Source organism: Streptomyces sp. MCA2 (assembly GCF_023544705.1).
In the GTDB taxonomy this organism is placed as follows: domain Bacteria; phylum Actinomycetota; class Actinomycetes; order Streptomycetales; family Streptomycetaceae; genus Streptomyces; species Streptomyces decoyicus.
On record NZ_JAMJFM010000040.1, the window covers coordinates 57666 to 70186 of the forward strand.

The following is a 12521-nucleotide window of genomic DNA, read 5'->3' on the forward strand; positions in this document are numbered from 1 at the left end:
GCTCCTTTGCTCGGACCAGACACGGACGGGATGGCCGCGAGGGGCCGGTAATTCCCCTTGATTTATGGCAGCAGTAAAGAATGCGGCGGGTATCCCGGACGCTTTGAGGGCTATTCAACGAGACCTCGGGCGACGACGCGGCAGACGCTACTAATGCGTTTTAGTAGGTGTCAATACCCCGGTAGCGGGCTTCGCCGGAGGAGGCGGGAAAGCGGCCCCGCTCCACCCGTTCGTACGGCGTTTGACAGGCCCCTGGGTGCTGATCAGACTGAGGCGCACTAATGCGGTTCAGTACGAGGGGGATCCCGCCATGACAGCGCCCGGTGAGGCGGCCCGGCCCAAGCCGGCCCGCCGACCGACGATCAAGGACATCGCGCGCCGGGCCGGGGTGTCGGAGAGCGCCGTCTCCTTCGCGCTCAACGACCGGCCCGGCGTCTCCCAGGACACCCGCGCCCGGGTGCGCCGCGTCGCGGAGGAACTGGGCTGGCAGGCCAACAGCGCCGCCCGCGCCCTGTCCGGCGAACGCTCCGGCGCCATGGGACTGGTGCTCGCCCGGCCCGCGCAGACTCTGGGCGTGGAGTCCTTCTTCCTCCAGCTCGTCTCCGGCATCCAGGAAGTGCTCTCCGCACGGAAGATCGCCCTCCTCTTCCAGGTCGTGGAGGATCTCGATGCCGAATGCGCGCTCTACCGCCGCTGGTGGGCCGAGCGCCGGGTGGACGGCGTCCTCGTGGTCGACCCGCGCACCGAGGACCCACGGCCGGAACTGCTCGCCTCGCTCGGCCTGCCCGCCGTGGTTGTCGGCGGCCCGGCCACGCGCGAGCCGGACGCCCCCGCGCCCGGCACCTCCGGCCCCGCCGCGTCCGTACCGGCCGGCACCCCGCCCCACCCGTTGCTCTCCACCGTCTGGGCCGATGACTCCAAGGCCATGGCCCGGGTCCTCGATCACCTCTACGGCCTCGGACACCGCCGCATCGTGCATATCGCGGGGCTGCCCGGCCTCGCCCACACCGAGCGCCGGATCCGCTCCCTGCGCACCGAAGCGGACCTGCGGGGCCTCGACCACCGGCACGTCCACTCGGTGACCACCGACTACTCCGACGCCGAGGGAGCCGAGGCCACCCGCCGCCTCCTCGACGCCGCAGAGCCGCCCACGGCGATCATCTACGACAACGATGTGATGGCCGTGGCCGGCGCCTCGGTCGCCGCCGGGCGTGGCATCGCCGTACCGGGCGCGCTGTCGATCGTGGCCTGGGACGACTCGGCGCTGTGCCGGGTCACCCACCCCCGGCTCACCGCACTCGTCCGCGACACCCCCGGCTTCGGCAGGCTCGCCGCCCGGGAACTCCTCGCCGTCCTCGACGGCGGGCCGCTGCGGACCGTACAGGGCGAACTGCCGCACCTGGAGGCACGGGAGAGCACCGGGGCGCCCGGCACGCCGTAAGGGCTGTCCCGCACCCGCCGGCAGGCGGCCCGGCGCCATCCGTCCGGGCCCGCGCCGTAATGCTCCGCGCCCGCGCCGGTGCCACACTTGGCGGGCAGGTTCATCGTGCTGCCGCCAGCCGGAGGAGGCCGTGCACATGGCCGACAACGGCGAGGCCCCGGTGCCGCCCGCGCCGCGCGCCCGTGCCCTGGTCACCGGCGCCACCGGCTATATCGGCGGCCGTCTGATCCCCGAGCTGCTCCAAGCCGGATACGCCGTACGGGCGCTCGCCAGGACACCGGAGAAGCTGCGCGACCACCCCTGGGCCGACCGGACGGAGGTGCTGCGCGGCGATGTCACCGACGCCGACTCCGTCCGCACCGCCATGGACGGCGTCGATGTCGCCTACTACCTCGTGCATGCCCTGGGCAGCGGGCGGGGGTTCGAGGACGCCGACCGCCGGGCCGCGGAGATCTTCGCCCGCCAGGCCCGCGCCGCCGGAGTGCGCCGGATCGTCTACCTCGGCGGACTCAGCCCCGAGGGCATCCCCGAGCGGGACTTGTCGCCCCACCTCCGCTCCCGTGCCGAGGTCGCCGGCATCCTGCTGGCATCCGGTGTCCCCACCGCCGTACTGCGCGCCGCCGTCATCATCGGTTCCGGCTCGGCCTCGTTCGAGATGCTGCGCTATCTCACCGAGCGGCTGCCGGTCATGGTCACCCCCAGCTGGGTGCGCACCCGCATCCAGCCGATCGCCGTCCGCGATGTGCTGCGCTACCTCGTCGGCTGCGCCCGCCTCCCCGACGACGTCAGCCGGACCTTCGACATCGGCGGGCCCGACATCCTCACCTACCGCGACATGATGCAGCGCTACGCCCAGGTCGCCGGGCTGCCCGAACGGCTGATCCTCGCCGTGCCGATGCTCACCCCCCGTCTGTCCAGCCTCTGGATCGGCCTGGTGACCCCCGTGCCGCCGGGCCTGGCCCGTCCGCTGGCCGAATCACTGCGCCACGAGGTCGTCTGCCACGAGCACGACATCGCCCGCTACGTCCCCGACCCGGACCCGCCGGGCCACCCCATCGCCTTCGACGACGCGCTGGAACTGGCGCTGCGCCGGGTACGCGACGCCGAGGTCACCACCCGCTGGTCCAATGCCGCGGTGCCCGGTGCACCGAGCGATCCGCTCCCCACCGACCCCGACTGGGCCGGCGGCAGTCTCTACACCGACCGGCGGGAGCGGACCGTGGACGCCCCGCCCGAGGTGCTCTGGCGGGTGGTCGAAGGCATCGGCGGCGACAACGGCTGGTACTCCCTCCCGCTCGCCTGGGCGGTGCGCGGCTGGCTGGACCGGCTGGTCGGCGGGGTGGGGCTGCGCCGCGGCCGACGGGACGCGGGGCGGCTCCGGGTCGGTGACTCGCTCGACTTCTGGCGCGTCGAGGAGGTCGTGCCGGGCCGGCTGCTGCGGCTGCGCGCCGAGATGCGGCTCCCCGGCCTGGCCTGGCTGGAACTGACGGTCGGCCATGACGCCCAGGGCCGCACGCTCTACGGCCAGCGGGCCCTGTTCCATCCGCACGGACTGACCGGCCATGCGTACTGGTGGTCCATCTCGCCGTTCCACGCCGCGGTGTTCGGCGGTATGGCCCGCAACATCGCGGCCGCCGCCGCGGCCGAGCACCACGCCCGTCCGGCGTGAGCCGCCCCTCCCCACCCCGGCCGCCCGCCGCTTTCGGCGTACGACACGCCAACGGCGGGTCCCCGGGCGGGCGCTGCCCGGGAACCCGCCGTCACGGCCGACTCAGTGGTGCTTCACGACGCCGGCAGCCATCCGGCCGCAGTTGGAGCCGGAAACGCTGACGCTGACCGACTCGATCGAGCCACCCCAGTCCACACAAATGCCCTTCGCGGGCAGATAGACGGGACCGGCGTAGGAGGTGTACTGCCCGTTGTCGTAAACCCAATCGGAACTGCCGTCGGTGGCCGTGAGATACGTGTACATGTACACGGGCTTACCGGGGCTGTTGCGCACCGTCACGGCACAGTTTTTTCCGGTCTTTGCGCTGTACGTCAGGTACACGGTCCCCTTTCCGGTGACCGGTACGGAATTCACTACGCTGTAGCCGCTGCCACAGGCTCCGTTGTACGCGGCCTTCGTGGCCGCGGTCGCGGTGGTGGCCGCTGTCATCGTGGCGATACTCGCCACGGCCAGCACTGCGGATCCTGCGATGGCACGTGAACGCTTCATCGGAATACCCCCGTCGGGTGGAGTGCGTCGCGTGGTCGTTTCGCAGTGTTGGACAGCGGTCGGCGGTGGATGGTTGTACCGCGGAAGTGAATTCCCCGTTGTTCGAACCGGGTTGTCGAAAAAAGCACCCGACTCGGGCCGCTCAGACGGTGGATGGGACCGGCCGGGTGCGGGTGCGGGGAAGAGGATCAGTCGTCGCCGTTCGCAAGGACCTTGAGACGGGTGAATGTGCCGTTGAAGCGGTTGCGGTCGCCGACCGGGTGGCCCGAGGAGGTGTGCTGCCAGATGCTGTGGAACCGCCAGCCGGCCGGCAGCTTGCCCACGGAGGAGCCGTAGCGCGGAATCCACAGCGGGTTGGTCCTGCCGAACTTGCCGGAGTTGCCGGTGCACCGCTTCCACCAGTTGGTGGAGGTGTAGATGACCGCGTCGCGGCCGGTCTCCTCACGGTAGGTGCGCACGAAGTCGTGGATCCAGCTGACCATCGACTTGTGGCTCTTGCCGTAGCAGGTCGCGCCGTAAGGGTTGTACTCCATGTCGAGCGCGCCGGGCAGGGTCTTGCCGTCAGGCGACCAGCTACCGCCGTGGTCGGCGAAGTACCGCGCCTGGGAACCGCCGCTGGAGTGGTCGGGCAGCGCGAAGTGGTACGCGCCGTGGATCATGCCGGAGGCGTACGAGCCTCTGTACTGCTGCGCGAAGTACGGGTTCGTGTAGCTGGTCCCCTCGCTGGCCTTGACGTACGCGAAACGCACCCCGGACTTGCGCAGCGACTTCCAGCGGACCTTGCCGTTGTGGCTGGAGACATCGACGCCGGACACGGCCCTTCTGGACGAGGACTGCGGCTCGATACCGCCTGCACCTGCCCGGATGGTGCCCTCATGGGCCGCGATGGTGGAACCCATCCAGTCCTGTTCGGGGTGGGCGGGTCTCTTCTCGGCATCCGACGCCGTGGCGGAGCCGGGCAGCGCGAGGGGCAGAGCGAGCACGGAGAGAAGAGAGAAGAGAGTTCCGGCCGCAATGGGGACTGTACGGCGGGCCGGACCGGATCTGCGCAAGGGCATCGCATGCCTCCGAAGGCCTTCGGTTGAGTCAGGTTCGGCAGCTTTTGAGCAGAATCCTGCCGATAAGAGACTTATACGCAGAACCGCCTGACTCTATGACCCAACAGGCCGTTCGTCCGCCGACCGGCCCCGCATCTCACCCGTCTGGCGGCCGGACTCGGTCACCCGCGCCCCCGCCGGCCCGCGCCGTCGTGCCGTACGACAGAGCGAAGCGGGCCCCGGCACTGCCGGGACCCGCTCCACCGCGCAGCGGCGAACGCGCCATTCCGCCGCTTCGCAAGCTGCTCTGTGCCGAGCCTGCCGGCTCGCTTTTATGGTCCGTCATTCCCGTGGCCTCGTCGGGCCGGGCCGGCTCGGAGGGCCGGCGACGGTTCTTCGGCTCGTCGGCTCAGTAGGCCGAGTCGACGTTGTCGATCGAGCCGTACCGGTCGGCCGCGTAGTTGGCGGCAGCCGTGATGTTGGCGATCGGGTCGGTGAGCTTATTGGGGGTGCCCTCGACGTGGTAGCTGTCGAAGGTGGGCTGGATCACCTGGAGCAGGCCCTTGGAGGGCGTGCCGTTGACGGCGTTGACGTCCCAGCCGTTGACGGCGTTCGGGTCACCGGCGGACTCCCGCATGATGTTGCGGTGCAGGCCCTCGTAGGAGCCGGGGATGCCCTTGTCCTTCATGATGGACAGCGACTCACGGATCCAGCCGTCCAGGTTGTTCGGGTAGTCCTTCACGGCCGGGCGCTCGGCGGAGCGGCTGGCGGCCTGCTTGGCGCTGTGCTGCTTGGCGACGGAGTCGACCTTGACGTGGTCGGCGACCGAGGCGGTCACCGCGCGGCCGGTCTTGGCGTCGTCCGCCTTGGCCGGCTGGCCCTTCGCATCGACGTGCTTGACCGCGGCCGGGGCGTGCTCAGAAGCGGCCTGAGCGGTGTCCGGCGCCGAGGTGAGGGCCAGGCCCGAGGTGGCACCCGCGGCGGCCAGAACGGCCACGGCGATCTTGTGGGTGCGGGTGATGCGGGCAGCGCGGGGCAGGGTAAAGCTGGGCATGCAGATTGACCTCTTCCAGGTACTGGGGACGGGGAGGCGGCCTTTTTTGGCGGCGCGTTCCGCACGGGAGGTCTTTGCTGCGATCGCCTTGGGGCGTGAGTCGCAAGCTCGCTCTCGGTGCGTCGGAATCCATGGTTAACGCCGGTCCCGAATCGAGGCAATGGTGCTCGGTACTACTCATCTTCGTGAGATAAACCCGGATTCCAGAAGTGATAAGCGTTCCTGGCGGCGTTGGCCCGGAATGGCGGCATAGCCATCGACTAAGCGGGCTCGTAAGTGACGTACGTCGCGTGCCCCGAGTCACCCGAGAGCGCCTTCAAAGGCCGCTCGGCCGGTGTGCATAAGTTGCCTGGCTCACACCGGAATTACGGTTCTCCGGCACTGATTCCGGCACGGAGGGCAGCCCATTTGTGCGGCCGGCGACCCCGTGTGGAGCGCCGAGAATCCCCAAATGTGCTGCGGGACACCGAGTCCGGGGCCGAATAGGGCGGCAATTGTGCCCTGATTCACGATCGGGACAGCGGCAGGTTTCGCGGGTGCGCGGTATCGCGGAAGGGAGCGTGCCGGACGGGCCGCAGGTGCGGTCCCGATACGGCGATACGGCGGTGCTGCTGGTCCGTTCGCAGCAGCGCCCGGAGCTGTCGCATGACTACGGGCCCTCCGCTCCCCGAAGGTGACACGCAGACAGTCATCACTCACCGTAGGGACGTGCTCATGATCCGTCGTATCGCCGTAGTTCTCACCGGGCTTCTCGCCACGGGCCTCCTGGCGACGGGCGTCGCCGCCGCGGCACCGGCCGATGGCCACCAGCAGGACGGCTCGTACCGCCGGCACCACCTCACGCTCAAGGAGCGAGAGGGACTTCGCTTCGCGGGCCAGGTTCTCGACATCCTCTTCGGCGGCGGCCTGGCGGGGCGCGACCGCTACTGACGCGCGGCGCCGGGCGTCGGCGTCCGGTGCGGGCACCGACGTCCTGCGCCCTTGCCGACGCCTGGCACGAGCGCCGAACGGCAAAGGGCAACGGCAATGGCCCCACCCGCGAGATGCGGGCAGGGCCACTGCCGTTGCCATGCCTGGGGCCGCACTGCGGCACCCGTATTCAGTCTGCTCCGACCGTCCTCACGGTCGCGTCCCTCCGGCTCAGTAGGCCGAGTTGACGTTGTCGATCGAGCCGTACCGGTGGGCCGCGTAGTTGGCGGCCGCGGTGATGTTGGCGATCGGGTCGGTGAGCTTCTTGGGGGTGCCGGCGACGTGGTAGGTGTCGAAGGTGGGCTGGATCACCTGGAGCAGGCCCTTGGAGGGCACGCCGTTGATGGCGTTGATGTCCCAGTCGTTGACGGCGTTGGGGTCACCGGCGGACTCCCGGATGATGTTGCGGTGCAGGCCCTCGTAGGAGCCGGGGATGCCCTTGTCCTTCATGATGGCCAGCGACTCACGGATCCAGCCGTCGAGGTTGTTCGCGTAGCGCTTGGGGGCCGCCTTCGGCTTGGCTATGGCCTTGCGCTCGACGGACCGGTTGGCGGCCTGCTCGGCGGCGTGCCCCTGCTTCTCGACCGCGGTGACCTTGAGGTGGCCGGCGGTGACGGACGAGGCGGCCGCCTGGGCCTTCTTGCCGTCGTCGGCGCGGTCCTTCGCGGTAAGCGGAAGGCCGTTGGCGCTGACCGGCTTCACCGCTGCCGGTGCGTCCGCGGCGGTGGTCTGGGCGTTGCTGGGCGCCGCGGTGAACGCCAGGGCGGCGGCGCAGCTCGCGGTGGCCACCAGCGCCGCGGAGACCTTCTGGCCGCGGCTGATACGGACGGGGCGGGGCAGGGTGAAGTTGGGCATGTGAATGTGACCTCTTCCAGGGCTTGGTGGCGGGGGAGAGCGGCCTTCGGTTGGCGCGTGAGACCGAGGGGAATGGCCGCGTTCGCCGTGCTGGCTGAGGTCGCAGGCTCGTTCCCGGTGTTACGCCGAACATGGTTAGCGAGCGCCCTGGATGGTGGCAAAGATGCCTTGTACTACCTATCTTCGTGAGATAGGGCGAGATGTCCGTTGTAAATGCCGTGCATTGCGCTCAGCGCGGGGAAGGGCATCGACTAGGCATGCTCGTACGTGACGTACGTCTCGTGCCGGGCATCACCCGGCACCGCCGTCCGAAGCCCCTCCGCGGCACCGCAAAGTTGCCTGGCTCACACCGGGGGAAGCGCAATTCCGCAGGCGGGACTTCGAAGTCAGGCCCTTGAAACGCTGCGCCCCCTATGGAGTCCATAGGGGGCGCGCGGATGCGGCAGCGGGGGCCGCGGCTTTTCAGTTCTCCAGCAGTCGTGCCGCAAGGTGCTCGATGCGTTCGTGCCACGCATTCCGTGCGGCGTCGGCGTCAAAGCCCCGCGGGCCGGTCTGGGTGAGGACGAGCCGGGCGCCATGGCCGGTGCCCCGGCCCAGCTCCCAGCGGACCGTGCCTTCCGGGTGCCAGCGGTAGGCGAGCACCGTGGGGGCCGCCGCCTCGGTGACGGGCCCGGCCGGGGCCTTCCCCGCGGTGAAGCCTTCCGGCGCGGGCGCACCTACCGCAGGGTCGTTTTCCGAGGTCAGCGCCGCCCAGACGGTCTCGGCGGGCCGTACGAGCTGGCGCTCGAAGCGGACCCGCGGTCCCTCCGGGGTGTCCTCGATCACCCCCTCTCCGAGATCGAACTGCTCGACATACGCCTCGTGCAGCTCTCCGGTGTCGCGCGGCACGGCCGTCGGCTCGCCGTCGAGCAGCTGGGACAGTGCGGTGAGGCACAGATGCCAGCCGGAGGCGAAGCTCGCGCCGCCGAACCGGTCGCCGAAGGTGTGCACCAAGGTCAGCAGCGAGCCGTCGCCGTCCGGTGTGATCTCCCAGCGCAGATGGTCCTCGCCCCAGGTGAAGGCGAACAGCCGGGGCTCCTCGGCATCGGTGACCGCACCGGTCATGGCGACACCGGTCACACCGGGCATGGAGAAGGTCATCGCGCCGCCGGGCCGGAGTTCCACGGTGACCTCGGAGGGGAACCACCGCCCGATCTGCGCCGGGTCGGTGATCGCCGCCCAGACCTTCGCGGGCGGATGGGCGAGCCTGCGCTCCATACGGAGTGCGTTGCGGCCGTCGCCGGTGGTGAGGCGGTCGGAGTGCGGGTTCATCGGGGGTCGTCCTCCATGGCGTCGAGATGCCGTTCCAGGGCGTCAAGGCTCCCGGTCCACAGATGCCGGTAGTGCGCGAGCCAGGCGTCCAGCTCCGCCAGGGGCTCGGACCGGAGCGCGTACCAGCGGCGCCGGCCATCCTGCCGGACCTGGACCAGCCCGGCCTCGCGCAGCACCCGCAGATGCTTGGAGGTGCCGGGCTGGCTCAGTCCGAGCTGCTCCGTGAGCTCGCCGACCAGCCGTGGGCGCTCCAGGAGCAGGTCGAGAATCTTTCGCCGGCTCGGCTCCGCGAGTACCTCGAACGGTAGGGGCATATCCCTAGTATGCCGCTGAGGTTATATAACTGCAAGGGAATGCAATTGCCCCCGGCGGATCACACACACGCCGGATCGGCCGCCGACGTCTCCTCGCGCACCACCGGCGCGAGACAGGGCGCCGAGCTCAGCGGCCCATCGGTGAAGAACCGGGCCGCCAAGTCCGCGACCTCTTGCGGCCGTTCGAGCACCACCCAGTGATCGGCGTCGGGAATCATCAGAAAGCGGCTGCCCGGGATGGTGGCCGCGAAGTCCCGCTGCCGGGCCGGGGAGGTCACCGTGTCGTGCTCGCCGCTGAAGACGAGCGTGGGGACACCGGTCAGTCCGCCGGAGAAGTCCGGACGGTCCGAGATCCCGCGGCGCAGCGAGTCGACGGCGTGCCGGGAGCTCCGGGCCGCATGCAGCATGGAGCGCCTGACATAGCGGTACGCCAGCTTCCGGTGGGCGACGTGCCGACGGTCGTCGAGGCACATCAGACCCTCGGTGACCAGGGTCGCGAAGGCCTCGGTGTCGCCGTGCGAGAGATGGTCGGAGGCCCGTCGCCACAGCTCCATCTGCGCTTCGCTGATGTGCGCCGGAACGCCGCCCAGGGCGAGCCGCGCGATGCGCTTGGGGAACCGCCGGGCGCATCCGTAGGCCAGGCCCGCCCCGTAGGAGAAGCCGAAGAGATTGATCCGCGGGACGTCCAGATCGTCGATGATGCCCTCGATCGCCGCGCACACGACATCGATGCTCGGCCCCGGCGGAAGCGGGTCGGCGCTCCCCATGCCCGGCAGATCGGCGGTGACCACGTCCGCCAGCGGACCCAGATGATCTTCCATCTGCGGCCAGCCGAACATTCCTTGCAGCGCGCCGCCCAGCACCAGCACGGGCTCGGTGATCCGCCGCGGCTGTCGCAGCCGCCGGTAGGAATAGGACACCCCGTGCACCGACAAGGAGCGGATCGTTTCCTCGGACATTCAGATTCCTTCTCGGGGCACGGCGGGAGCGGGCGCGACGACGCGGCGCGGGGGCTAGCGGGTCAGGACCAGTGCGGCGTTGTGCCCGCCGAAGCCGAGCGACGTCTTGACCGCGCAGTCGAACGCCGCCTGCCGGGCTTCCTTGTGCACGATGTCGATCGGGATCCGCGGATCCAGTACCTCGAGGTTGGCGGTCGGTGGCACCAGCTGCTGCTCCAGGGCGAGCACGGTCAGCGCGGCCTCGATCCCGCCGGCGGCGCCCAGTGCGTGCCCGGTCATCCCCTTGGTCGAGGTGACCAGGGGGTGATCGCCGAGGACCCGCTGGAGCACGGCCGCCTCGATGTGGTCATTGGCGACCGTCGAGGTGCCGTGCGCGTTGACATGGCCGATATCGCCGGCCTGTACTCCCGCGTCGGCCAGCGCGCTGCGCAGTGCCCGCTCGATGCCCCTGCCCTCGGGCTCCGGGGCCACGGCCGAGTAGGCATCGCTGGAGGCGCCGTATCCGCGGATGTGCGCGCGGACGGGCGCCCGGCGGGCCCTGGCGTGCTCGGGCCGCTCCAGTACGAGGAGCCCGGCGCCCTCGCCGACCACGAAGCCGTCCCGGCCCGCGTCGAAGGGGCGGCAGGCGGTGGCCGGATCGTCCCGGCGGGTGGAGACCGCCTTCATCTGGCAGGCGCTGGCGATCAGCAGCCGGGAGAGGACCGACTCGGCCCCGCCGGCGATGGCGATGTCGCAGACCCCGGCACGCAGCAGCTGGTGCGCGGTGCCCAGGGCGACGGTGCCGGAGGAGCAGGCCGTGGCCACGCCCAGGCTGGGGCCCTGTGCGCCGACGTCCATGCAGACGCTGCTGGCGGCGCTGTTGACGACGGTCAGCGGGGCGAGCTTGGGGGAGACCCGGCGGGCGCCGCGCCCGGCCATGGCGACATGCTGCTGGTCGTAGAACGGCAGTCCGCCGTGAGCGGAGCCGATGACCACCGCGACGCGGCTGCTGTCCCAGGACTCCGGGTCGAGTCCGGCATCGGAGACGGCCTCCCGGGCGGCGATCACCGCGAGCTGGGCGAAGCGGTCCATCAGCCGCTGGGTGGCCACCCCGAGCAGCTCGGTGGTGTCCAGGTCGGCGATGGTGTACATGAAGTCGCAGGGCAGATCGGCGAGTTCTTCCTGATGGGTCACTCCGCCGGGCACCGTTTCCTGGGTGACGGAGTGCCAGGTGGCCTTCGCTCCCACGCCCGCCGCGGTCACCAGTCCCAGTCCTGTTACGGCCGCGGAGAACGGCTCCTGGCGGGCCGTCATGCCGGGACTTTGCCGTCGACGGCCGATACCAGCTGGCCCACGGTGTTCCGCGGGGTCAGCGAGACCTCGTCGAGGTCGATGTCCAGTCGTTCCTCGATGAGGACGCGGAGTTCCTCCAGCGCCAGGGAGTCGAGGCGCAGGCTGCGCAGCGGAGTCTCGTCGGCGATGTCGACCGAGGAGACCCCGAATCGTTGGACCAGCAAGGTGTTGACAACTTCTGCCGCTTTCACGTGGCGCTCCTCCGCTTGTCGTAGGCGATGCTGCCAACCGCGTCGTGGGCGGGATTTCACCGGCGGCTCCGGCTGGTTTGACCCCTCTTTATACGCCTTTGTCCTGATGACTCCCCAACCTTGGTAGCTCAATGGGGTGATGAGCGCACCGGGGTGGACAGGGCGTGGGTGCCTCGCCTTGCGGACGCCGTGGAAAGCACCTACGTACGTAACGCCGCGGAGGGGCGAGAGGCACGGGCCGGAGGCCGGCGGACTGCGGAATCCTCCGGTGTCAGGCTTCGTCGAGGGCGCTTGTCACGCGCCCCAACAGGCCCTGGAGCGTGCGCAGTTCCTCGATCGTGAGGCCGGTCGCGGCCAGCATCCTGCGGGGGACCGGCAGGGCCGCCTCGCGCAGGTCGTCGCCGGCGGGGGTGAGGTGGATGGTGACCGACCGCTCGTCCTCGCTGCTCCGTTCGCGGCGTACCAGGCCGGCCGACTCCAGGCGTTTGAGGAGCGGGGAGAGGGTGCCGGAGTCCAGGCGGAGCTGTTCGCCGATGGCCTTGACCGGCTGGGAGCCGTGCTCCCACAGGACCAGCATGACCAGGTACTGGGGGTAGGTCAGGCCCAGGTCCTTGAGGGCATCCCGGTAGACGCCGCCGAAGGCCCGCGAGGCGGCGTGCAGCGAGAAGCAGACCTGGTGGTCGAGGCGGAGCAGTTCGGCGTCGGGGACCGGGGGCCTGGTCGTCGGGGTCATGGGTCCAGGTTAGCTCCCCGTAAGCCATTTAGTTGTGTGCAACTTAGTTGCGTGCAATTTAAATGTGTGCCACTGTGAGGTCATCGGGCGGCCGGGGAACGGCCGCC

At 70.2% G+C, this 12521-nt stretch carries 13 protein-coding genes; 3 read left to right on the plus strand and 10 right to left on the minus strand.

All coding sequences use genetic code 11. From position 1 onward, the window contains the following. The first annotated feature begins 310 nt into the window (after positions 1-310). Complete coding sequence (locus M8I34_RS28385) at positions 311-1441, plus strand: LacI family DNA-binding transcriptional regulator (RefSeq protein ID WP_250053982.1); 1131 nt, start codon at positions 311-313, stop codon at positions 1439-1441. A 136-nt stretch (positions 1442-1577) separates the two neighbouring features. Continuing rightward, positions 1578-3110, plus strand: coding sequence for an SDR family oxidoreductase (locus M8I34_RS28390; RefSeq protein ID WP_250053984.1), 1533 nt, complete (start codon positions 1578-1580; stop codon positions 3108-3110). Positions 3111-3212: 102 nt separating this feature from the next. On the opposite strand, the gene M8I34_RS28395 is transcribed toward M8I34_RS28390, so the two are convergent. The 3 genes from M8I34_RS28395 to M8I34_RS28405 all read right to left on the minus strand — a co-directional run bounded on the left by M8I34_RS28395 (position 3213) and on the right by M8I34_RS28405 (position 5750). Beyond that, positions 3213-3659, minus strand: coding sequence for a hypothetical protein (locus M8I34_RS28395; protein ID WP_030985018.1), 447 nt, complete (start codon positions 3657-3659; stop codon positions 3213-3215). Between the two features lie 188 nt (positions 3660-3847). Continuing rightward, a complete protein-coding gene (locus M8I34_RS28400; RefSeq protein ID WP_250053986.1) occupies positions 3848-4717 on the minus strand; it encodes a lysozyme in 870 nt (289 codons plus the stop codon). A gap of 388 nt (positions 4718-5105) precedes the next feature. Then, positions 5106-5750: a transglycosylase SLT domain-containing protein gene (locus M8I34_RS28405; protein WP_250053995.1), complete on the minus strand. Its 645-nt coding sequence runs from the start codon at positions 5748-5750 to the stop codon at positions 5106-5108. A 714-nt stretch (positions 5751-6464) separates the two neighbouring features. Between M8I34_RS28405 and M8I34_RS28410 the strand changes: the two genes are divergently transcribed. Beyond that, positions 6465-6680: a hypothetical protein gene (locus M8I34_RS28410; protein ID WP_244417316.1), complete on the plus strand. Its 216-nt coding sequence runs from the start codon at positions 6465-6467 to the stop codon at positions 6678-6680. A gap of 210 nt (positions 6681-6890) precedes the next feature. Here the strand turns inward: M8I34_RS28410 and M8I34_RS28415 are convergent, their stop codons facing one another. From M8I34_RS28415 to M8I34_RS28445, 7 genes are all read right to left on the minus strand, one after another. Then, entirely contained in the window at positions 6891-7574 is a 684-nt protein-coding gene (locus M8I34_RS28415) for a transglycosylase SLT domain-containing protein (RefSeq protein ID WP_250053997.1), read from the minus strand. A gap of 462 nt (positions 7575-8036) precedes the next feature. Further along, a complete protein-coding gene (locus M8I34_RS28420; RefSeq protein ID WP_250053999.1) occupies positions 8037-8885 on the minus strand; it encodes an SRPBCC family protein in 849 nt (282 codons plus the stop codon). Next, positions 8882-9199 (minus strand): helix-turn-helix transcriptional regulator, encoded by a 318-nt coding sequence (locus tag M8I34_RS28425; RefSeq protein ID WP_244417312.1) that lies wholly within the window; start codon positions 9197-9199, stop codon positions 8882-8884. Before M8I34_RS28425 ends, M8I34_RS28420 begins: the two co-directional genes overlap by 4 nt. A 59-nt stretch (positions 9200-9258) precedes the next feature. Then, complete coding sequence (locus M8I34_RS28430) at positions 9259-10158, minus strand: alpha/beta fold hydrolase (RefSeq protein ID WP_250054001.1); 900 nt, start codon at positions 10156-10158, stop codon at positions 9259-9261. Between the two features lie 54 nt (positions 10159-10212). Beyond that, a complete protein-coding gene (locus tag M8I34_RS28435; RefSeq protein WP_244417310.1) occupies positions 10213-11451 on the minus strand; it encodes a beta-ketoacyl synthase in 1239 nt (412 codons plus the stop codon). Further along, positions 11448-11681, minus strand: coding sequence for an acyl carrier protein (locus tag M8I34_RS28440; RefSeq protein ID WP_030083787.1), 234 nt, complete (start codon positions 11679-11681; stop codon positions 11448-11450). Before M8I34_RS28440 ends, M8I34_RS28435 begins: the two co-directional genes overlap by 4 nt. 271 nt (positions 11682-11952) lie before the next feature. Continuing rightward, positions 11953-12414 (minus strand): MarR family winged helix-turn-helix transcriptional regulator, encoded by a 462-nt coding sequence (locus M8I34_RS28445; RefSeq protein WP_030083789.1) that lies wholly within the window; start codon positions 12412-12414, stop codon positions 11953-11955. Between the last annotated feature and the right edge of the window lie 107 nt (positions 12415-12521).